Raw genomic sequence first — 19,095 nt, 5'->3', positions numbered from 1 at the left:
TTGCGCGGACTTCGGATCTTCAGGTGGGGCTTGGATCCATGGGATGGCTCCGCATCCCCGGACCGACGCTCGAAGCCGGAGCGGTTCAGGGGCGGCTGAGACCTGTCACCTGCCTGGTCGTCAGGTCGAATGCGGGGAGCGAGAGGCCCTTGGCACTGAGGACGATCACGCCCGTCCCGTTGATGCCGCCGACCCTGGCCGCTGACAGGCCACGGGAGGTGAAGGCGTGCACGCAGGAGTCGGTCTGGCCGGGCTCGCAGGTCAGGAGAAATCCGTAGCACGGGAAGCACGTGCACCACTGCGCCAGAGGGACGCCACGCGGCACGGGGAGAGCCTCCAGGGCGATGTCCGCGCCGAACGTGCCCCATTCGAGGAGCATGGCGAGGGAGCCGACCAGACCGGCCATGCTGATGTCCTTGGCCGCCACGGCCAGGCCTTTTCTTGCGATCTCAGGCAAGAGGCGGACGTCCTTCGCGAGATCCTGACCGCGCTCGTCGAAGGAAGGGAAGAACGGGAAGTCCTCGCGCATGGAACCTTCGGTGCAGGCGGCCACCACCAGGTCCTGTCCGGGGCGGACGTGCGTGGTGGACAGCAGGGCGTCTGCGGATCCGACGGCGAAAGCGGAGATCGACGGAGGGGTGTCGGAGATCGTCAGGTGGCCGCCGACGATTGGGACGTCATACAGCCGTGCGGCGTAACGCATGCCCTCCAGGGCCGTGCGCGCGGTGGCCTCGTCCGCGACGATCGTGTCCACGATCCCCAAGGGCAGCCCGCCCATCGCGGCCACGTCGTTGACGTTGGTCAACACGGCCGCCACGCCCGCACCGAAGGGGTCGGCGCGGACGAACGGCGGCCAGAGTGCCTCGCCGCAGGCGATGACCTTGCTGCCGCCGATGTCCACGGCGGCGCCGTCATCGCCGGGCCCGTCGATCCATCCGGAGGCGCCGAGCACCTCCGACACCAGCCCGATCGAGCGTTTGGCCGTGATCGCTGGACTGTTCATCACGGCTGCGATGACGTCGTCAAGCTCGGCCATGAGGCCACCTCTTGTCGGAAAGTAGACGGCCATCGTAACATTGGCAACGTGGGACCTGGCTTTCTCTCACTACCCACCATGGCCGGCAAGCCGCGCGGGTCGGGTCGCACCCACGTCCTTGACAAGGGCCTCACTCCCGACGCCGTCGCCGGCGTTCTTGAGGTGACCGGTGAGCACATCGACGTCTGGAAGTTCGGCTGGGGCGTCGCATATCTCGATCGCGGCCTCGACCGCAAGCTTCGCCTTCTGCGTGCCCATCGGGTCACCAGCTGCCTAGGCGGGACGTTGCTCGAAATCGCCTGGTCGCAGGGCAGAGCGAACGAGTGCCTGGCCTGGGCGGAGCGCGCCGGACTCGATGCCGTGGAGGTTTCCCGCGGAGTCGTCGAGATGGCCTTGGACGACAAGCGGGAGCTCATCAAGAAAGCCGGTCACGCTTTCATCGTGTTCGCCGAGACCGGCGTCAAGGACCCTGGGGCGCCCCTGTCCGCGGCCCAGTGGCAGGACGAGATCGCTGATGACCTGGCCGCCGGTGCCACCTGGATCGTCACCGAAGGCCGGGAGAGCGGGACGGTCGGCATTTACGACGGGGAGGGCAGTCCTCGGCGGGACATCATCGATGCCGCTGTCAGCGCGGCCGGTGTCGAGCGGGTGATGTTCGAGGCTCCTCGCATGGCTCAGCAGGCCTGGTTGATCAACCAGTTCGGTCCCGCGGTCAACCTCGCCAACATCGCGCCCGACGATGTGCTCCCGCTGGCCACCCTCCGGCTGGGATTGCGAGCGGACACCGCCGCGCTCTCCGTCAGCCGGTCTCCATGACGCCGAACATGGTCCCGAGCGCCTACCGTGGCGTTTCGGTGGCGCGCGTCGACAGGCTCGTCTCCGAGTCCGGCCTGCGGCGGCATTTTCTGGGGCGTGAGGCCTACCGGCGCACGCGGTTTCTCGTGGTCCGCGACGACGAGGGCGACACGGCACTGCTACGGGTCGAGAAGGACTCGGACGAGCCGCTGTTCTCGCCGATCGCCTCGTTCGAGGTGCTCGGGCCACCGGGGGAGTGCGCGTACATTGTGGCGCCGGAGGCCGATACGGCGGTGCCGTCCACGCTGGCGCGGATCGCTCTGTCGCGAGCTCCGGGTGTACGGGCCGTGGTGGTCGAGGGCATGTACGGACATGTCAGCTTCATCGTGAATCCCGACCCGCTGCGGCTGGCCGTACAGGAGATCGTGCCGCCGGAGCCGCCCAAGCTGTTCGATCAGGTGCGGCGATTGCTGGACGTGGCCGAAGACCTGCCACCGATCTTGCCGGTGGCCGACACGGTCACGTTCCAGGAGCTCGCCTCGCTGACGCCGGCTGTCCGCTACCTGCTGCCGTGCGGCGGCTCCGGTGTGACCGTCGCCGGTGTGCACACCGCCTACCTGGATCAGCGGCCGGAATTGCAGGAATGGACGTTGCTCGGCTGCGCGCGGTCGCGTGACATTCACGAGTGGTTCTACGGCGAGTGTGCGGCGACGGTGGAGATCTGCCCGAGGCTGCGCACCCGTGATCCCCGCGTTCCGACTCTCACCAAGTGTTGCCTGCTCGAGGACCGGATCGAACATTGTGACGGGTCGGTCGTCGTGCCCTGGGGCGCCACGCTGGGCCAGGTGCGTGAGGCGCTGCAGGAGGTGGCGCGCAGATGGGAGCCATCATGGCGGCCCGTCTGACCGAATCGGCCGAGTACGCCCATCTGTGGAGTACGCCGGCGCTCGGGGCCGTCTTCGAGGAGCGGCTGCAGAGATGGCTGGACATTCTGGCCGCGTTGGCGGCGGCGCAGGCGGAGCTCGGGCTGATCCCGGAAGCGGCGGCCGGGCAGATCGCCGAGCATGCCCGGGCAGAGCGTCTTGACCTTGAGTTCGTGGCCGCCGAGACCCGGCGAACGTCGCACTCCACGCTGGGGCTCATCCGCGGGCTGCAACGGTTGCTGCCCGAGCCCGCGCGGGAATACATCTACTACGGCGCCACCGTCCAGGATCTCACCGACACCTGGTTCGGGCTGGTGATGCGGGACGTCGGCCGGCTCGTCCGGGACGACCTGATCCGGACGCACAAGTCGTTGCTGCGCCTGGCGGCCGAACACCGCGACACGGTCATGAGCGGACGCACACACGGCCAGCCAGGCGCGCCGATCACCTTCGGCTTCAAGGCCGCGACCTGGGCTGACGAGGTGGGACGCCATATCGTCCGGCTTTCTGAGGGGGGCGAGCGCTGGTCAGTGGGTCAGCTTGCCGGCGCGGTCGGCGCGCTGGGCTTCTTCGAGCCGCGTGGCCAGGAGCTGCGGAAGCTGTTCTGCGCCCGGCTTGGGCTGCACGATCCGCTCGTCTCATGGACTTCGGCGCGCGACCGCGTGGCGGAATTCGGCACGGTCCTGAGCATGACCGCCGCCACGCTCGCCCGCATCGGGAACGAGGTCTACGAGCTGCAGCGATCGGAGATCGGAGAGCTCTCCGAGGGGACGGCGGAGGCCGCCGTCGGCAGCATCACCATGCCGCACAAACGCAATCCCGAGATCAGCGAGCATCTGGACACGCTTGCCCGGCTCGCGAGGGCGGCTTCGAGCGTCCTGGTCGAGGGCATGGTCAGCGGGCACGAACGGGACGGACGCGCCTGGAAGGCCGAATGGGCGGCCCTGCCTGATGTCGCGCTCGCGGCAGGCACAGCCGCGGCACTCGCCGCCGACCTCGTCGACGGACTTGTGGTCAACGCCGACCGCATGCGGGAGAACCTCCAGCGAACCGGTCACCGGTGGGCGTCGGAACGTGTTCTGGCGGAGTTGTCACAGCAGGTGGGCAAGCATCGTGCCCAGGACCTGCTGCACGCGGCACTCCGCTCGGACGCCCACGCCGCCGACTCCGATGTCGACCTGGTGACCGCGCTCGCGTCCCGCGGCGTGGCCGACCCGGCCGACCTCGCTCGCTGGACCGCGGCCCCGGAGCTCGCCACCGCGGCCGCGATGGTCGACGCGGTGATCGCCCGCGGCACTCCCGGAGTCCCCCGATGAACCACCCGCGCCGTCCGCTGGCCCTGTTGCCCACGCCGCTCCAGCGGGTGCCGCGCGGCAGCACGCGCCTGCCGCCTGCACCGCTTTCGCGGGCGGTGCTCGGCGGCATGTATCTCAAAAGGGATGATCTCAGTGGGTTCGGGCTGGCCGGCGCGAAGGCGCGGGCTTTGGAATACCTCCTGGGCGACGCCCTGTCGTGCGGGGCGGACGTGCTGGTCACGGGCGGTTCTCCGGGCTCCAACTTCATAGCCGGGGCGGCGCTGGCGGCGCGGGTCTGCGGCGTGGAGTGCGAGGTGCTCGTCTCCGGGACGGCCCTGGAACGGGTGCCGGTCACCTTGCAGATGGTGACGTGCTCGGGTGCGAAGGTGCTTTACACCGGATCGGACAGGGCTGAGCTCGACAAGCTGGTCGACGAGCATGCCGCTCGGCTGCGTGACGAAGGGCGGGCTCCCTATGCGATCCCCCGCGGTGGTGCCACGCCCGTCGGAGCGCTCGGGTTCGCGCATGCGGCGGAAGAGCTGGCCGCGCAGCTGACGTTCGCCGACGACGTGGTCGTCGTGCTGCCGACGGGATCCGGGGCATCGATCGCCGGGTTGCTCGCCGGGCGGGCCATCATCGGGGCGAGGTGGCGCATTTACGGTGTTTCGGTTAGCAGGCCGCTGCCCCAGATTCGAGGCGAGATCCTCGGCCTGGTCGCGCGCATGGGCTTCTCAGCGGTCACGGACTGGGAGCTGATCGACGCGACCGGGCCGGTGGACGATCGGGATGTGGACACCATGCTGCTCGCGCTGCGCGGTGAGGGCGTTCTGCTCGACGCCAAGTACGGTACGAAGGCGCTGGCCGCGGTCGCGGGGCTGCGGGCTCGAAAGGAGACGGCCCCCATCGTGCTCTGGCACACCGGCGGTCTTCCCGGCGCGCTGGACCTGCTGGCCAGGGCGGCGACATGACCGGCGGGCCCGCGGAGGAACTGGTGGCGGCGGGCTACGCATGGGAGATGGCCGACGTGCCATGGCTTCACGACGCGCTGGGCCTCGCCGACCTCGCGCACGGTGTCGAGCTCGCCGATCGGGGAATCCTGCCAGACCGGGTTCGCGGTCCGCTGCTGGGCGCGCTGCTCGATCTCGCCGCCATGCCCGCCGAGGCCGTCGGCTACGACCCCCGTCACGGCGAGCCGTACATGTCACGCGAACGCCACCTCCTCGCGCGGATCGGCGACGACGCGGGGTGGCTGCGGGCAGGACGCACCCGCCGCGAGGCCGTGCGCACCGCCTTCCGCATCCGGGTGCGCGGGCAGATCCTCGACCTGGTCGCAGCCGCCTCCGCCCTGGCCGCGACCCTTGCCGATCAAGCGGAGCGGCACCTCGACACGCTCATGCCCGACTACACCTACCTGCAGCAGGCCCAGCCGACCAGCTTCGGGCACTACCTGCTCTCCTTCGCCGATCCCGCCCTCCGCGACGCGGTACGCCTGATCGCCGAATTCAGCCACGTCAACGCGAGCTCGGCCGGATCAGGGGCCGCCAACGGCTCGCGGATCCTCGACGATCGGGACGCGACGGCCCGGGCGCTCGGATTCGACCGCGCGATCGTGCACACCCGCGACGCCATGTGGCAGACCGACCCGTTCATGCACGTCCTGGCCGCGGCCGCGAGCCTGCTTCTCACCCAGGACAAACTCGCAGAAGACCTGGAGATCTTCGCCAGCGCCGAGTTCGGCTTCGTCGGCCTGGCCGAGGCCTACGGGCGCCCGAGCATTGCCATGCCGCAGAAACGCAACCCGTACGCCCTCACGGTCATCCGCGGATCCGCAGGCGTCATGCTGGGCCACCTGACCGGCCTGACCGCCGTCACCAAGACACCGTCGGCCCGCAGCGACAACTTCATTTATCTGTACGGCGAGCTCCCGCGGGCTCTCGATCTCACCCACCGAGTCACCCGCCTCACCACCGGGGTGATCCGCACGCTCGAGGTCGACGCCGTACGCATGCGCAGCGCCTTGGCCGCCGGCTTCACCCAGGCCACCGACCTGGCAGAGCTGCTCATGCAGCGTTTCCACACCGACTACCGCACCGCCCACCGAGTCGTCCAGCACGCGGTACGGCAGAGCGCCGCGCTGGACGCCGAGGCGATTTCGCGCGCCGCCACCGAGATCACCGGAGACCACTGGCATCTCGACGACGCGGAGCTGCGGGCGGCGCTCACACCAGAGGCTCTGGTCGGCTCGCGCACCGGCCTGGGTGGAGCCGCGCTGTCGTCCATGACCTCGATGATCGAACGAGTCCGCGAACAGGCCGCCGAGCTGAGCGCGGACGTGACAACCCGCCGCGCGGCCGTCCACGCGGCGGAAGACGCCATACGCGCCCGTGCCGCCGGTTTCGGCGGGCGCTGAAGAGAATGCGATGCGCGTCCGCGCCTTCGGCATGGCCGGACGCGGAGGGAGGCGCCATGATCGAACTGCCGCGGGAGGCGCGGGTCGTCAATCTGGGGCTCTGGGTGTTCGCCGACGCGGTGGCGGCGCAGGGCGCGGCGGTGGTGCATGTCGACGCCAGGCCGCCCGCACACGGCGATCCGGTGATGGTGAGAGCGCTGACCGATCTCTATTCGGCCGGTCTTGAGGCTGCGAACGCGGAGGTGTTGCGCAGGCTCGACCGGGAGGTTTCCTATGTCGTCGATGTGTCCCCGGCGAAGGAGGTGATCCCCGGGATCGGCGATCGCATGATTCTGCACCCCGGCCCGCCGATCGCCTGGGACGAGGTGTGCGATCCGCTGCGGCGGTCGTCGCGGGCCGCGGTCGTCGCCGAAGGCTGGGCGGACGATCCGGCCATGGCCGAGAGGCTGCTGGCTTCGGGAGGGGTCACGCTTTCCGCGGCCAACGAGCACGGCACCGTGGTGCCGATGGCGACAGCGCTCGGTCCGAGCATGCCGGTCTGGGTGGTGGACAATCCCGCCGGCGGAACGCGCGCCTTCGCGCCGCTGGGTCAGGGGTCCGGTGACGTGGCCTGGCTGGGCCGGGAGTCGGCCGCGGCCGTCGAGCGGCTGGTTTTCCTTCGCGCGGTCGCCGGTCCGATGCTCAAGAGGATCGTGGCGCGGATGGGGCCGATCGACACGTTCGCGATCGCCGCCCAGGGTGTGCAGATGGGCGATGACGTCCACATGCGGGTTCAGGCGTCGACCAACCTGCTGCTCCGTTCGATGCTGCCCGCGATCGCGGCGCTCGGCGGTGACGGCGAAGCCGTGGCCTTCAGCGAGTACCTGTCGGCCAATCACCTGTTCTTTCTCACCTTGGCGATGGCGAGCGCGAAGGCACTCACGCTGTCGGCCGAGCGCGTCCCGGGCTCCAGCATCGTCACGACCATGGCACGTAACGGCACCACGTACGGCGTGAAGCTGGCAGGGGACGACCGATGGTTCGTCGCGGACAGCCCTCCGGTGGAGGCGGCGCTGTTCTACGCCGGGTACGGGCCACGGGACGCCGCTCCCGACATCGGTGACAGCGCCGTACTCGAGCTGGTCGGGCTCGGCGGCTCGGCCACCGCGGGATCGCCCGCGGTGGCCGCGTTCCTGGGCGGCTCCATGGCCGAGGCCGCCCGCGCCACCGGCGAGATGCGCCGGATATGCGGAGCCGAGAGCACCAGGTTCAAGCTGCCCACCATGGACTTTCGCGGCACACCCCTCGGCGTGGACGTGCGTAAGGTCGTTGAGACAGCGATCACGCCGCGGGTGAACACCGGCATCCTGCACGTCAGCGACGGAGCCGGCCAGGTGGGCGCTGGCGTGGCGACCGCACCTCTCGAGGCGTTCCGCGCGGCGCTGCTGGCTTTGACGGAGGTCCGATGACGACGCGTACGGTCGGCGCCCAGTGGCGGGGTGGATACCAGGTCGAGGTGGACGCCGCGGATCACGGTCCGCCACACCCGGGCTCAGCCGTTGCGCAGCGCGATCCAGATCGCTCTGGCCGGGAGGTCGGTCTCGTTGGCCCAATGGTGCGGCACATCACCGCCGAAATGGAGGGAGTCGCCCTCAGCCAGGGGGTAAGTCTGATCGCCTACCCGGAAGGTGAGCATGCCCTCGGTGACGTGGACCAGTTCCTCGCCCGGATGCTGCATGAGCTTGGCGCCGCTCGAAGCGCCGGGCGTGACCGTCGCCACGGCCGCCGCCGTCTGGAACTGCCGGTAGGAGCCGGTGATCCCGGCGAGTGCCAGGCCCTCGTGCGGCGTGTAGACGGTCGGGCGCCGATCACGCGGCGTGTAGTGCACCGGCTCGGGTGGCTGCTCGTCCTCTTCGACGAAGTAGCTCACCGGGACGCCGAGCGCCGCCCCGAGCTTGAGCAGCGTGGTGATCGTGGGGACCATCCCGTTGCGTTCGATCTTGTGGATGGCGGCGGCGGAAACGTCGCTGAGGACGGCCAGCCGCTGCAACGAGTGGCGCTGTGCCGTACGAAGACCGCGCAGTTTGGGACCGATCTGGCTGACGATCTCGTCGACCTGATGACCCTGTTCCTCTGCTTCGGTCATGCGATCCCCTCTGTGCTGACATCACGAAGCGCCATGCCGGATGGTCAACGTGAAATCCTCTATAATGTATGGATATTGTGCCGTACGGACGGGAGTCGAGTCCATGGCACGCAGGGTGGTCATCATCGGCGGCGGCGCCGCCGGCATCGGTGCAGCGGGTGCGGCGAAGGCCGCCGACCCTTCTGCAGAAGTGATCGTCTACACCCAGTTCGAGGACGTGGGATACAGCCCGTGCGGCATTCCGTATGTCCACGGCAAGGAGATCCCGGACTTCCAGTCGCTGTTCCTGGCCGACAAGCAGGCCTACGTCGACGCGGGGATCGACATCAGGTACGAGACGACGGCCCTGGCCTTCGATCCGGCGGCACGGACCGTTCAGGTCGAGGGCGAAGGCGAGGTCGGCTACGACGCCCTGATCGTCGCCACCGGCTTCGACTACAAGCCCCCCGGGGTGCCAGGCGAGGAACTCGGCGGTCTCTATTACGTCAAGAACATCCGCAGGGCCATGGAGTGGGACAAAATCCTCGACAGGATACGGCACGCGGTCGTCATCGAGGCCTCGCCCCTCGGTCTTGAGATGGTGACCGCCCTGGCCCATCGCGGCATCGACACGCACGTCATCGATCCGCATCCGTGGGCGCTCGGGGAACTGTGCGACCCCGACACCGTCGCCCCGGTCGAGGAGTCGTGGGCCGAGCTGGGCGTGACGATGCACTGGAACACGAAGCTCCAGGGCTTCCTCGGCGACGGGGAGGGGCGCGTCCGTGCCGTGGCGACCTCCGACGGCGAGTTGCCCGCCGAGCTGGTCGTGGTGGCGACCCACAAGATGGCGAACAACGCGCTGGCCGTCGCCGCGGGCCTCAGGACAGGCTCGACCGGAGGGCTGGTCGTCGACGACCACATGAGCACGTCGGCGCCGCACGTCTGGGCGGCGGGCGACGTCTGTGAGATCCCGCACGGTCTCGGCGGGCTGCCTCTGCAGGGACTCACCGGGAGCCACGCCTACGCCCAGGGCAAGGTGGCGGGCGCCAACGCCGCAGGCGGAGATCGTGCGTATCAGCCGGTCTACGTTCCGTGGGGGATGGTCGCGGGCGAGTGGATGATCGGCGGGGCCGCGCTGGGCGAGGTGACGGCCACCGCGCTGGGCATCCCTTATGTGATCGGCAAGGCGACCGGCATCTCCCGCGCGCGCTATTACCCGGGCGTCAAGCAGGTCACGGTCAAGCTCCTTGCGGAACCAGGCACGCTGCGTCTCATCGGGGCGCAACTGGTCGGCGGCGAAGGGATCAAGGAACGGGCGGACTTCCTGGCGCTCGCGGTCAGGAAAGGCATCACCCTGCACGACCTGGCGTCAATGGAGAACGTCTACTCGCCGCCGATCGGCGCGCTCAACGAGCCCATCGTCACGGCCGCGCAAGCCGGAGTGGCGTCATGATCACTCGATGGGTGAGAGAGAACGCCCAGCACTACCTCCTCAGGGACGCGCAGGCGCGGGTGGCGCGCGCCCACGGCAGGACGCCGCCGCCGATCCGCGGTTCCGTCTTCTGGCGCCGGATCTTCGTCCCGATCTATCGGCTCACACCGTGGCCGGTCCGCTGCCGGTTGATGGCCGTGATGCCCGGCAGTCACCGCAAGCACTGGTCCAAGCCGACGACGCCGGTCGGCCCGGCTGTCTAGCTCAAGGAGGACACATGCCGAAGACTGTCTCCACCACCCTGCCAGCTGAAGGTGAGACCCTGTACAACCCAGAAGAGAAGGTGTTTCCCGACATCCGGGCCGAGCCGGGGCAGAAGGCCTTCATCTTCATTCACACGGTCCCGTACGAGGGCTCGGTGGCCCTGGTCAACCTGCTCACCTCGACCCGGCTGGTGCGCAAGGGCTTCGACGTGCACATCGTCCTGTACGGCCCCGGCGTGCTGCTCGCGTCGGGCACACGCGGTTACCCCGGCGTCGGCCAGGAGGCGTTCCCCGGGCATCTCGCGATCAACAACCAGATCAAGACCCTTCTCAAGGAGGGCGCGACGATCTACGCCTGCCGGTTCGCGATGGGCGCGCTGTACGGGTTCCGCGAGGACGACCTGATCCCCGGCGTGACCCCGTTCAACCCGCTCGACGTGCTCGACGCGGCGCTCACCGCGTGGAAGGAAGGCGCGTTCCAGCTGAACACCTGGACGGTTTGAGCGCCTGTCCGGTGCCGGGTGAGGGCGCGCCCTCACCCGGCACCCTTGGAGGCCATCATGAACAAGGTCCAGCCTGCGACCGGAATTCACGACATGGGGGGCACCGAGGGCTGGGGCCCCGTGCCGGTTCCCAGGCCCGACGAGCCGGTCTTCGAAGAAGAGTGGCAGGCACGGGCCTTCGCGCTCGCCCTGCTGTCGATGCGCCTGTCCGGCACGAACCTGGATGCCTTCCGCCATGCGATGAACCGGCTCGACCGGCAGGACTACCTTGACGACGGCTACTACGGCCGGTGGCTGCACGGCGCGGAGAACCTGCTCTACGACAGCTCGATCATCGCGCGGGGAACGGCCGAGGCACGGGCCGCCAATCTGTCCGGGGGCTCGGCCGAGGAACCCGGGCCGCCGGAGCCGGACAAGCCGGACTACGCGCCGACCGCGGCAGGCTCCCTCCGCGTCGTGTCATCGCCACCTCGGTTTTCCGTGGGCTCTGCCGTACGCGCCAAGGTGTTCGCCCCGCCGGGGCATACGCGCTTGCCGCGGTATGTGATGGGGCACGCGGGGAGCGTCATGATCGTCCAGCCCGCGCAGGTCCTGCCCGACACCAACGCCCACTTCCAAGGCGAGAACGCCCAATGGGTGTACTCGGTGCGGTTCGACTCCGCCGAGCTGTTCGGCCCGGACGCCGAGCCGTTCGCGCTCAACATCGACCTCTATGAGGACTACCTGGAGGAGACGTCATGACGGACGAGCGGGTGCCGATCGAGCTGCGCGTCGAGGCGCTGGAGCAGCTGCTGGTCGAGCGCGGGCTGGTCGATACCGCGATCATGGACAAGTTCATCAAGATGTACGAGACGGACGTCGGGCCGCTCAACGGCGCGCGCGTCGTGGCGAAGGCGTGGACGGATCCGGAGTATCGGGAGCGGCTGCTCGCCGACGGCACCGCCGCCGTCGCCGAACTCGGGTTCAAAGGACCGCAGGGCGAGCACATCGTGGTCCTGGAGAACACGCCTCGCGTCCACAACGTGGTCGTCTGCACGCTCTGCTCCTGCTATCCGTGGCCGCTGCTCGGCCTGCCGCCCTCCTGGTACAAGGATCCGGCCTACCGGTCCAGGATGGTCCGTGAGCCGCGCACGGTGCTGGCCGAAATGGGCCTGCGGCTGCCGGACGACGTCGATGTCCAGGTGTGGGACAGCAGCTCCGAGGTGCGGTACTTCGTGCTCCCGGCCAGACCCGCCGGGACCGACGGGTTCTCCGAGGAACAACTCGTACCGCTCGTCACACGGGACGCGATGGTGGGCGTCGCCCAGGTGACGACATGACGCTCCCGATCCGCCTGGACGTCGACAGCCCGGCCGCGCCGCCGCGCTCCAACGGCGAGCTCGTGTTCGCCGAGCCGTGGGAGGGCCGGGCGTTCAGCCTGGCGGTGGCGGCCAGCGAGGCGGGCGCCTTCGCCTGGGAGGACTTCCGCCAGGCCCTGATCGCGCGGATCGCGGCCGAGCCGGACGCCGAGTACTACGTCTGCTGGTTCGAAGCGCTCGAACAGGTGCTTCTCGTCGAGGGCGAGGTACGCGAACGGGCGGCGCTGCTCGCCGCCAGGCCCGCCGGGCACGATCACGAGATCGACCGGTAGATCTCGGTGTGCCGGGCGGCGGAGGCCGCCCAGGTGAACCGGGGCACGACCGCGCGGCCGCCGGCGACGAGGGCGGCTCGCAGGGCCTCGTCGGTCATGATCTGCTCCAGAGCCGCCGCGAGTGCCACCGGGTCGCCCACGGCGGGGAGCAGGGCGTCACGGCCGTGGGTGAGGAATTCCTGGAACACCGGCAGATCGCTGGCCACGACCGGCAGGTCGGCGGCGAGCGCCTCCAGCGCGGCCAGGCCGAAGCCCTCCTTGATCGACGGGTACGCCAGGGCGTCGGCACTGCGGTACCACGCCGCCAGCAGATCCTCGGGGACCGTTCCCAGCTCCACCACGTCCAGGCCGAGATCGGGCAGCAACGCCAGCGCCTCGCGGCGATACGGCTCGTGGTCACGGAAGGAGTGGCCCCCCAGGATCGCCAGCACCGGCCTCTCACCTCGCAGCAGGCCCAGGGCGCGGAACAGCGTCTTGCTCCCTTTGCGTGGCTCGATGCCGCCGACGGCCAGGAGCAGGAATCGGTTCTCCGCACCCACGGACGCGCGCAAAGAGGCCCTCTGCCGGGCGCTCACCGGAGGGAACCGGGCCGGGTCGACGCCGTTGCGCACGATCTGGGCGGCGACGCCGTACTCCTGGAGCAGCACGCGGCGCCAATGCTCGCTGACGACCAGGATGTGGCCGGGCTCCACGATCGACCTGCGCTGGCAGTCGATGAGGGCCGGCGTCGTGAAGTCGTCAACGTGATGCACGGTGCGCACCACGCGAGCATGCACCCGGGTCGCCGCACGCCCGGAGATGCAGTCCTGAGCGTGCAGGACGTCGAACTCACCGGCGACCTTCGCCAGCCCGGCGGCCATGGCGTCCACTGAGGCGAAGACCTTCTCCTCCAGAGAATCGCTCTCGATCGTGACGGGGAACAGCGTGAACGGCACCTTCAGCGGGCGGAAGAAGCCCTCGGTGCCGAGGGCGAAGACGTGGACGTCGGTACCCAGGTCCGCGAGCGCCTCGGCCAGGGCAAGGGTGTGGACGACTCCGCCGCGCGGTTTGGTCGAGTACGTCAGGAGCGCGACGCGACTCATGAGGCAGCCCTCCGGGTGGCGATGGCCGCCGCGGTGAGCGCCGCGCGGGCGGCGGTCTCGGTGACGACGCACCCGGCCTCGGCGAGCACGCTCACCTGCTCCCGGTAGCCCTGGGGATCCCGTTCGGTGCCCAGAACATACGCCACGACCTGCGGGCCGTCGAGGCTGGAGATCTCCGGTGCCAAAATCCCGGCCGGATCGGGATGCGAGCCATGGCCCAGCACGACGTCGAGGAGCACGACCGCGACGTCGGCGTCCTGACCGGCCTCGCGCAGGAGCTTGACGCGGGCCTCCGGGTCGATCATCGGGTGTGGCCTGCCTCTGGTGTACTCCTCCTCGCCCAGGTCAAGGCAGATGCTGGAGCCGGGCGAGGGGGCGGGCAGGCCGTAACGCGGGTCGATGGGGACGTTGGACCAGACGGGGCCCAGCGTCCGCCCCAGCAGCACGAGTGCCTCGGAGCAGAGCGTGCCGCCGGAGAAGAGCCCGCGCACCGTGGTGCGCGTCGGCGCGAGGCAGGCGATGACCTCCTCCAGGCTCGGGCCATGTCGCCGGTCGAAGTCCGGCGCGGGCCGGCCCAGCAGTTCCAGTGCCTTGACGACACCGCCTTCGAGCGTGTCCGTCACGTGCACACCCGGCATGGTGCGTTCCAGCCCGACCAGGGCGGCGACGAGCGGGGTGTCGCCTGCGGCGGCCACCACCCGCCGCGCCACCTCCTCGTCGGGCGGCTTGGAGACGAGAAGGATCAGTTCGGTCGCCGGGTCGTCGTCGAGCGCCTCGACGGCCCGCTCGGCCATGCGCCCGCCGACCGCACGGGTCAGGTCACGGCCGCCCACGCCGATGACATGCGACAGGCCGACGCCCTCGCGGTCGAGCAGGGACATGACCTCCTGAGCCCCGGTGCCCGCCGCGGCGACGATCCCCACCGGGCCGGGACGCACCACGTTGGCGAATCCCAGTCCGACCCCCGCGAGCATCGCCGTGCCCGCACCCGGGCCCATGAGCAGGCGGCCCTGCCGTACGGCGTGGTCCTTGAGCGCGATCTCGTCGGCGAGAGAGACGTTGTCGCTGAACAGAAGCACGTCAAGGCCGTGGCTGAGCGCTTTGTGCGCTTCCAGGGCGGCATAGTCACCCGGGACGGAGATGACGGCGACGGTGCTTCCTGGCTGCCGCCTCAACGCCTCCTCGAGAGAGCGCGGACGCTGCTCGACCGGCCCGCCCTCGCGGGCACCGAACATCGCCCGCTCACCCTCCGCGAAGGCCGTCACGGCGCCGGCGTCGTCAGCGGCCCGCACCGCGAGGATCAGATCGTAAGGGCCCGCCTCCGGAGGGTCGAAGCCCTCATGCCGCAGGGCTTCGAGGTTGGCGGCGGTCGCCATCACGACCGTCGCCCATTCCACGCCCTCGGCCTTGTGCATCGCCCGGGCGCCAAGGAGTTGAAGGACGGAGTCCAGGTACGTGTCGCGCAGCACGCGTACGGCCGTTTTCATGCCGCGCCCCGGCCGGTGAGGTGGCCGACGATGCGGGTGGCTCTGGCGTTCCGGCTGCTGAGAACGCCCGGGACAAGCTCGGCGCGGGTGATCGCGGCACATCCACCGCCGGCGTCGAGGAACTGCAGGGCCGCGCGGACCTTCGGGCCCATGCTCCCCTCGGGAAACTGGCCGTCCAGCAGGTGCCTTCTCATCTCATCCGAGGTGATCGTCGTGATCGGCCGCGCTCTGAGCGTGCCGAAGTCCAGCATGACCATGTCGACGTCGGTGACGAGCACCAGGGAGTGCGCCCCGACGGCCGTGGCGAGCAGGGCGGCGGTGAGATCCTTGTCGATGACGGCGGAGACGTGGCCGCCCTGGGCGTCAACCGGGATGCCACCTCCGCCGGCCGCGACCACGACGAAGCCCTCCCTGAGGAGCCGGGTGATCGCACGGGCTTCGATGATCTTCAGCGGCGGCGGCGACGGAACCACGCGCCGGTAGCCCCTGCCGGCGTCCTCGACGAGCCCCTCACGGGGTTCGGCGTAGAACGGGCCGACGGGCTTGGTGGGCCGCGCAAAGGCGGGATCGGCGGGATCCACCACCACGTGGGTCACGATGCCGACCACATCGGGCCCGCCCAGGGCCTGGCTGATCAGGCTGCCGAGCAGCCCCTGCGTCATGGCGACCAGGGCGTGCAGGGGCTGCTCGGGCACCTGCCCCGCACCGGCGTCCTGCTGGATCGCCAGGTTGCCGACCTGGGGTCCGTTACCGTGCGTGACGACGACGCGCCAGCCGGTCTGCCGCAGGCCACGCACCGCTTTCGCCATGGTGCGAGTGTTGGCGGCCATCTCCTCGTATGTGCCTGCCTGCCCCCGGCGGGTGAATGCGTTCCCGCCGAGCGCGACGACCACAGTCCTGTTCACGGGCCATCACCCGTTCTGGTGAATCACCCGAATGCCGTCTAGGATCCGACTTACCACACTGACGATAGTGAACGAGAGAAGCCTTGCCAAGCGGTCGGATCCCTCCGGAATACACCGAGCTGGCCCGGCGACTGCGCGCCGCCGAGGACCGGCTCTTCCCGCTCGCGATGGTCGACACCGAGCGCTACCAGCGGGCGCTGCGCCTGGTGGGCGCCCTCGCCCGGCGCCTGTCCGGCATCGCCGACTACGCGGCCTTGGCCGCCGTCGAAGAGGAGATGCGCGGCTGGCTCGACGACCTGGGCATTCCGCTGGACGGGCTCGACACCCAACTGGTGATCGAGGCCGCGATGTCACAGCGGTTCCGCGAGCTGCTCACCTCGTCGCGCGAGCAGGTGGTCGAGCGTGCTCGGGCCGCCGGGCTGGAGTGGGCGGTCCTTGAGGAGCCTGACGACGCGGCCTGGCGCGGCGGGTCGGCGCAGTGGGTCGAGATCCACATCGCGACAGGCAGCATCATGGTCCGCTCGGTGGTCGCCGAGCCGGTCATCACCTACCGGCTGGAGGTCACTGGCGACGCGGTCCGCGTGGAGGAGTTCACCTCGCGAGAGGCGTGGCTCGCGGCGATTGAGCAGGTACGGCAGGCGTTCGCATCGGAAAGTTAACGCCGATCATATTTTGGTAGAATCGGTGGGACTGGTCGTACGGCACGGGAGGTGCCTGTCGTGACGGCTACCGATGTCAGCGAGCTCATTCTCGACCTCCAGGCACGAGGTCTGCGGCTCGAGGCACAGATGGAGCGCCGCACCGGCGGCGCCGGGCCCACCGACTGCGGGATGCTGTGGGTGGAGGGGGTTCCCGTCACGGCGCCCACCGAGGGGGTCGCCAAGGACTCGCCGTACGTGCTGCGCGCCGAAGACGACGGTTACGGCATCTATCGCGACGGGGTACGGCTGGCGGACGCATCCGCCGAACGCCGGCCGCGTTTCTACGACCTGACCACCGCCGACGGCGTGCCGTACTGGCAGATCGCTCTCCTGCACCTGGACTCCGTGGCGAGCACCGTCGTGCAGCACTGCGCCTATTGGGGCAACGACGACCAGTGCGCGTTCTGCGGGATCGGCCTCTCGCTCTCGGCGGGCCGCACCATCGCTCGCAAGACACCCGAGCAGCTCGCCGAAGTCGCGATAGCGGCCCGCGATCTCGACGGCGCCGTCGACGCCACCCTGACGACCGGCAGCACTCGCGGCGTCGACCGCGGGGCCCTGTATGTGGGGCGCTGCGGGCAGGCCGTCAAGGAGGCCAGCGGACTCCCCGTCGAGGCGCAGTTCGAGCCGCCTGTGGACCTGGACGTGCTCGACGAGGTGGGCGCCATGGGCGTCGACTCGGTCGGCATCCACATCGAGACCTTCGACCCCGCCGTCCTGGCGCGTGTCGCGCCCGCCAAAGCGCGCACCGGCATCGAGGGCTACTTCAAGGCGTGGGAACGGGCGGTCTCCGTCTTCGGCGCCGGTCAGGTCTCGACCTACGTGATCCTTGGAATGGGGGAGGACCCCCAGGTGACGATCGATGGCTGCAGACGGGCCGTCGACGCCGGCGTCTACCCGTTCATCGTGCCGCTGCGCCCGGTCGTCGGCACCCCCATGGCCGGCTGGAAGCCACCGCCGAGCTCCTACACGCGGCCGATCTACGCCAAGGTCCTCGCCTACATGGCCCGGCACGGCATGACGTCCGCCGCTGCCAAGGCAGGCTGCGCCCGCTGCCAGGCATGCTCAGGGCTGAGCTCGGTGGAGTCTCTGCTTCAAATCGGCCCACGTCCCGCCGCCTGAGGCCGCCATGTTCCAGACGCTCGGCCGTGACTGCCACCCAGCCGCCACCTCAGACGAACTCGCGGCCCATTACGCGGTACGGCACCGCGTCTTCGTCGAGGAGCAGCACATTTTCGACGGCTCCGACCGCGACGCCCGCGACGACGACCCGCTGACCATCCACGTGGTCGCATACGCAGGCCGGGTGATCGGCGGAGCCGTCCGGCTCTACCCCCTGGACCATGCCGGTGAGCTCTGGCGGGGCGACCGCCTGGCCGTTCTGCCGGAGCACCGCGGCCAAAGCCTCGGGACCCCACTCGTGAGATACGCGGTCAAGACCGCGACCGAACGCGGCGGCCATCTGATGGTCGCCCACATCCAGCTAGGGAACATCCGCTACTTCCAGCGCCTGGGCTGGCGTTGCAGCGGCGACGTGGAAACCTACGCCAACCTCCCGCACCAGCCCATGGCGATCGACCTCCGAGCTTAGGCGGTTTCGCATGAGAGAACCGGCCACTTCGATCATCGTCCCCTTTCCGCGCCTGCGCCCATGGCTGCTGGCCGTACCACTGCTCCTGCTCCTCGCCTATCTGGTGCTGATGGACGACGGGGCCATCTCGCAGGCAGGTAACTACCTGCACGAGCTCATGCACGACGGGCGTCATCTGCTCGGCGTGCCGTGCCACTAAGGGGCGTCGTGGTACGCACCCTGCTGGTCAGGGGCTTGCTCCTCGGGCTGCTGGCCGGATTGATCGCGGGCGGCTTCGCGTTCGTCTTCGGGGAGCCTCGTGTGGACAGCGCGATCGCCTGGGAGGAGGCCCTCGTCGAGGGGGCCGGGCATGATCATGGCAATGCGGCCGTGGTCGGCAGGGCGGGACAGAAGGCCGCTCTGTTCCTCGCCACCGGGCTCTACGGACTTGCCGTGGGAGGTGTCTTCGCGCTCGTGTTCGCGGGTCTGCGGGGACGGGTCGGCCCACGATCCGATGGCGGGCTGGCGCTCGCTGTCGCCGGCACCGCGTTCGTGGCGGTCATTCTCGTGCCGTTCTTGAAATATCCGGCTAATCCGCCCGCCGTTGGCGACCCTGAGACGATCAGCGGCCGCACCTTGCTCTACGTGGTGATGATCCTGGTCGGGCTGGTGGCGACGGTCATCGCGGTGGCGACCGCTCGCCGCGTCTCCGGTGGGCCGTGGGCGCGGTGGGCCGCGGCCGTCACGGCGTTCCTCGTCCCGGTGATCGCCGCGTGGCTGCTGCTACCGACGGTCGACGAGGTGCCCAAGGGCTTCCCCGCCACGTTGCTGTGGGAGTTCAGGCTGGCGTCGTTGGGGACGCAGCTGGTGTTCTGGACCGCTTTCGGCGTGCTCTTCGGCTGGGTCGGCGACCGCGCGTCCCGCGTGGCGGCCGCCCCCGTCGCCGCGGGCTGAGC

The 19,095-nt window shown here is 69.7% G+C and carries 22 protein-coding genes; 17 read left to right on the top strand and 5 right to left on the bottom strand.

The window, feature by feature from the left end; genetic code table 11:
- Nucleotides 1-85 precede the first annotated feature (85 nt).
- On the bottom strand, nt 86-1,036 hold the full coding sequence (locus tag ACFY2X_RS14800; RefSeq protein ID WP_389937906.1) for an AIR synthase related protein: 951 nt from the start codon (nt 1,034-1,036) through the stop codon (nt 86-88).
- A gap of 48 nt (nt 1,037-1,084) precedes the next feature.
- Here ACFY2X_RS14800 and ACFY2X_RS14795 point away from each other — a divergent pair, with 48 nt between their 5' ends.
- Genes ACFY2X_RS14795 through ACFY2X_RS14770 form a run of 6 tightly spaced genes read left to right on the top strand, consistent with a single transcriptional unit; the run spans nt 1,085 to nt 7,907 of the window.
- Nucleotides 1,085-1,852 carry a phosphosulfolactate synthase gene (locus ACFY2X_RS14795; RefSeq protein ID WP_389937903.1) on the top strand — a complete coding sequence of 256 codons (768 nt, stop codon included), beginning with the start codon at nt 1,085-1,087 and terminating at the stop codon, nt 1,850-1,852.
- Nucleotides 1,849-2,736, top strand: coding sequence for a hypothetical protein (locus ACFY2X_RS14790; RefSeq protein WP_389937900.1), 888 nt, complete (start codon nt 1,849-1,851; stop codon nt 2,734-2,736). Before ACFY2X_RS14795 ends, ACFY2X_RS14790 begins: the two co-directional genes overlap by 4 nt.
- Nucleotides 2,709-4,070, top strand: coding sequence for a lyase family protein (locus ACFY2X_RS14785; RefSeq protein ID WP_389937897.1), 1,362 nt, complete (start codon nt 2,709-2,711; stop codon nt 4,068-4,070). The genes ACFY2X_RS14790 and ACFY2X_RS14785 overlap by 28 nt, the downstream gene beginning before the upstream one ends.
- On the top strand, nt 4,067-5,017 hold the full coding sequence (locus ACFY2X_RS14780; protein ID WP_389937894.1) for a 1-aminocyclopropane-1-carboxylate deaminase/D-cysteine desulfhydrase: 951 nt from the start codon (nt 4,067-4,069) through the stop codon (nt 5,015-5,017). The genes ACFY2X_RS14785 and ACFY2X_RS14780 overlap by 4 nt, the downstream gene beginning before the upstream one ends.
- Nucleotides 5,014-6,459 carry a lyase family protein gene (locus tag ACFY2X_RS14775; protein WP_389937891.1) on the top strand — a complete coding sequence of 482 codons (1,446 nt, stop codon included), beginning with the start codon at nt 5,014-5,016 and terminating at the stop codon, nt 6,457-6,459. The genes ACFY2X_RS14780 and ACFY2X_RS14775 overlap by 4 nt, the downstream gene beginning before the upstream one ends.
- 56 nt (nt 6,460-6,515) lie before the next feature.
- The gene (locus ACFY2X_RS14770) at nt 6,516-7,907 is read left to right on the top strand and encodes a DUF1116 domain-containing protein (protein WP_389937888.1); all 1,392 of its coding nucleotides are present in this window, start codon (nt 6,516-6,518) and stop codon (nt 7,905-7,907) included.
- Nucleotides 7,908-7,990: 83 nt separating this feature from the next.
- Here ACFY2X_RS14770 and ACFY2X_RS14765 read toward each other — a convergent pair whose 3' ends face one another.
- Nucleotides 7,991-8,584 (bottom strand): cupin domain-containing protein, encoded by a 594-nt coding sequence (locus ACFY2X_RS14765; RefSeq protein ID WP_389937885.1) that lies wholly within the window; start codon nt 8,582-8,584, stop codon nt 7,991-7,993.
- Nucleotides 8,585-8,687: 103 nt separating this feature from the next.
- On the opposite strand from ACFY2X_RS14765, the gene ACFY2X_RS14760 reads away from it, so the two are divergent.
- Genes ACFY2X_RS14760 through ACFY2X_RS14735 form a run of 6 tightly spaced genes read left to right on the top strand, consistent with a single transcriptional unit; the run spans nt 8,688 to nt 12,394 of the window.
- Nucleotides 8,688-10,019 (top strand): FAD-dependent oxidoreductase, encoded by a 1,332-nt coding sequence (locus ACFY2X_RS14760; RefSeq protein WP_389937882.1) that lies wholly within the window; start codon nt 8,688-8,690, stop codon nt 10,017-10,019.
- Nucleotides 10,016-10,261 carry a hypothetical protein gene (locus tag ACFY2X_RS14755; RefSeq protein WP_389937879.1) on the top strand — a complete coding sequence of 82 codons (246 nt, stop codon included), beginning with the start codon at nt 10,016-10,018 and terminating at the stop codon, nt 10,259-10,261. Before ACFY2X_RS14760 ends, ACFY2X_RS14755 begins: the two co-directional genes overlap by 4 nt.
- Nucleotides 10,262-10,275: 14 nt before the next feature.
- Nucleotides 10,276-10,764 carry an MSMEG_0572/Sll0783 family nitrogen starvation response protein gene (locus ACFY2X_RS14750; RefSeq protein WP_389937876.1) on the top strand — a complete coding sequence of 163 codons (489 nt, stop codon included), beginning with the start codon at nt 10,276-10,278 and terminating at the stop codon, nt 10,762-10,764.
- Nucleotides 10,765-10,821: 57 nt separating this feature from the next.
- The gene (nthB, locus tag ACFY2X_RS14745; protein WP_389937873.1) at nt 10,822-11,505 is read left to right on the top strand and encodes a nitrile hydratase subunit beta; all 684 of its coding nucleotides are present in this window, start codon (nt 10,822-10,824) and stop codon (nt 11,503-11,505) included.
- Nucleotides 11,502-12,083: a nitrile hydratase subunit alpha gene (nthA, locus tag ACFY2X_RS14740; RefSeq protein WP_389937870.1), complete on the top strand. Its 582-nt coding sequence runs from the start codon at nt 11,502-11,504 to the stop codon at nt 12,081-12,083. Before nthB ends, nthA begins: the two co-directional genes overlap by 4 nt.
- Nucleotides 12,080-12,394 carry a nitrile hydratase accessory protein gene (locus ACFY2X_RS14735; protein WP_389937867.1) on the top strand — a complete coding sequence of 105 codons (315 nt, stop codon included), beginning with the start codon at nt 12,080-12,082 and terminating at the stop codon, nt 12,392-12,394. The genes nthA and ACFY2X_RS14735 overlap by 4 nt, the downstream gene beginning before the upstream one ends.
- Here ACFY2X_RS14735 and ACFY2X_RS14730 read toward each other — a convergent pair.
- From ACFY2X_RS14730 to ACFY2X_RS14720, 3 genes are read right to left on the bottom strand one after another with little or no spacing between them, the layout of a single operon-like run.
- Nucleotides 12,376-13,476, bottom strand: coding sequence for an MSMEG_0565 family glycosyltransferase (locus tag ACFY2X_RS14730; RefSeq protein WP_389937865.1), 1,101 nt, complete (start codon nt 13,474-13,476; stop codon nt 12,376-12,378). The two genes, ACFY2X_RS14735 and ACFY2X_RS14730, sit on opposite strands and share 19 nt — an antisense overlap.
- Nucleotides 13,473-14,963, bottom strand: coding sequence for an FdrA family protein (locus ACFY2X_RS14725; protein WP_389937862.1), 1,491 nt, complete (start codon nt 14,961-14,963; stop codon nt 13,473-13,475). Before ACFY2X_RS14725 ends, ACFY2X_RS14730 begins: the two co-directional genes overlap by 4 nt.
- Nucleotides 14,960-15,868 (bottom strand): carbamate kinase, encoded by a 909-nt coding sequence (locus tag ACFY2X_RS14720; protein WP_389937859.1) that lies wholly within the window; start codon nt 15,866-15,868, stop codon nt 14,960-14,962. Before ACFY2X_RS14720 ends, ACFY2X_RS14725 begins: the two co-directional genes overlap by 4 nt.
- An 83-nt stretch (nt 15,869-15,951) precedes the next feature.
- Here ACFY2X_RS14720 and ACFY2X_RS14715 point away from each other — a divergent pair, with 83 nt between their 5' ends.
- The 5 genes from ACFY2X_RS14715 to ACFY2X_RS14695 are packed head-to-tail and all read left to right on the top strand — an operon-like array spanning nt 15,952 to nt 19,093.
- Nucleotides 15,952-16,527 carry a hypothetical protein gene (locus ACFY2X_RS14715; protein ID WP_389937856.1) on the top strand — a complete coding sequence of 192 codons (576 nt, stop codon included), beginning with the start codon at nt 15,952-15,954 and terminating at the stop codon, nt 16,525-16,527.
- 60 nt (nt 16,528-16,587) lie between these two features.
- Entirely contained in the window at nt 16,588-17,691 is a 1,104-nt protein-coding gene (locus ACFY2X_RS14710; RefSeq protein ID WP_389937853.1) for an MSMEG_0568 family radical SAM protein, read from the top strand.
- Between the two features lie 7 nt (nt 17,692-17,698).
- Nucleotides 17,699-18,160 (top strand): MSMEG_0567/Sll0786 family nitrogen starvation N-acetyltransferase, encoded by a 462-nt coding sequence (locus ACFY2X_RS14705; RefSeq protein WP_389937850.1) that lies wholly within the window; start codon nt 17,699-17,701, stop codon nt 18,158-18,160.
- Between the two features lie 10 nt (nt 18,161-18,170).
- Entirely contained in the window at nt 18,171-18,359 is a 189-nt protein-coding gene (locus tag ACFY2X_RS14700; protein ID WP_389937847.1) for a CbtB domain-containing protein, read from the top strand.
- Nucleotides 18,360-18,367: 8 nt separating this feature from the next.
- Nucleotides 18,368-19,093, top strand: a complete 726-nt coding sequence (locus tag ACFY2X_RS14695) for a CbtA family protein (protein ID WP_389937844.1) — start codon at nt 18,368-18,370, stop codon at nt 19,091-19,093.
- The last annotated feature ends 2 nt before the right edge of the window (nt 19,094-19,095 follow it).

Origin of the sequence: Streptosporangium sp. NPDC000396 (genome assembly GCF_042898655.1) — a bacterium.
Taxonomy (GTDB): Bacteria; Actinomycetota; Actinomycetes; order Streptosporangiales; family Streptosporangiaceae; genus Streptosporangium.
Note: the sequence above shows the minus strand (reverse complement) of the source record. Positions and strands in the feature narration are given on the sequence as shown.

Excerpts from the sequence above, each read along its gene's own strand:
- ACFY2X_RS14725 (WP_389937862.1), bottom strand. The coding sequence starts at position 14,963 with ATGAAAACGGCCGTACGCGTGCTGCGCGACACGTACCTGGACTCCGTC.
- ACFY2X_RS14705 (WP_389937850.1), top strand. The coding sequence starts at position 17,699 with ATGTTCCAGACGCTCGGCCGTGACTGCCACCCAGCCGCCACCTCAGAC.
- ACFY2X_RS14730 (WP_389937865.1), bottom strand. The coding sequence starts at position 13,476 with ATGAGTCGCGTCGCGCTCCTGACGTACTCGACCAAACCGCGCGGCGGA.
- ACFY2X_RS14750 (WP_389937876.1), top strand. The coding sequence starts at position 10,276 with ATGCCGAAGACTGTCTCCACCACCCTGCCAGCTGAAGGTGAGACCCTG.
- ACFY2X_RS14770 (WP_389937888.1), top strand. The coding sequence starts at position 6,516 with ATGATCGAACTGCCGCGGGAGGCGCGGGTCGTCAATCTGGGGCTCTGG.
- nthA (WP_389937870.1), top strand. The coding sequence starts at position 11,502 with ATGACGGACGAGCGGGTGCCGATCGAGCTGCGCGTCGAGGCGCTGGAG.
- ACFY2X_RS14785 (WP_389937897.1), top strand. The coding sequence starts at position 2,709 with ATGGGAGCCATCATGGCGGCCCGTCTGACCGAATCGGCCGAGTACGCC.
- ACFY2X_RS14765 (WP_389937885.1), bottom strand. The coding sequence starts at position 8,584 with ATGACCGAAGCAGAGGAACAGGGTCATCAGGTCGACGAGATCGTCAGC.
- ACFY2X_RS14760 (WP_389937882.1), top strand. The coding sequence starts at position 8,688 with ATGGCACGCAGGGTGGTCATCATCGGCGGCGGCGCCGCCGGCATCGGT.
- ACFY2X_RS14790 (WP_389937900.1), top strand. The coding sequence starts at position 1,849 with ATGACGCCGAACATGGTCCCGAGCGCCTACCGTGGCGTTTCGGTGGCG.
- ACFY2X_RS14755 (WP_389937879.1), top strand. The coding sequence starts at position 10,016 with ATGATCACTCGATGGGTGAGAGAGAACGCCCAGCACTACCTCCTCAGG.
- ACFY2X_RS14780 (WP_389937894.1), top strand. The coding sequence starts at position 4,067 with ATGAACCACCCGCGCCGTCCGCTGGCCCTGTTGCCCACGCCGCTCCAG.
- ACFY2X_RS14700 (WP_389937847.1), top strand. The coding sequence starts at position 18,171 with ATGAGAGAACCGGCCACTTCGATCATCGTCCCCTTTCCGCGCCTGCGC.
- ACFY2X_RS14735 (WP_389937867.1), top strand. The coding sequence starts at position 12,080 with ATGACGCTCCCGATCCGCCTGGACGTCGACAGCCCGGCCGCGCCGCCG.
- ACFY2X_RS14775 (WP_389937891.1), top strand. The coding sequence starts at position 5,014 with ATGACCGGCGGGCCCGCGGAGGAACTGGTGGCGGCGGGCTACGCATGG.
- nthB (WP_389937873.1), top strand. The coding sequence starts at position 10,822 with ATGAACAAGGTCCAGCCTGCGACCGGAATTCACGACATGGGGGGCACC.
- ACFY2X_RS14800 (WP_389937906.1), bottom strand. The coding sequence starts at position 1,036 with ATGGCCGAGCTTGACGACGTCATCGCAGCCGTGATGAACAGTCCAGCG.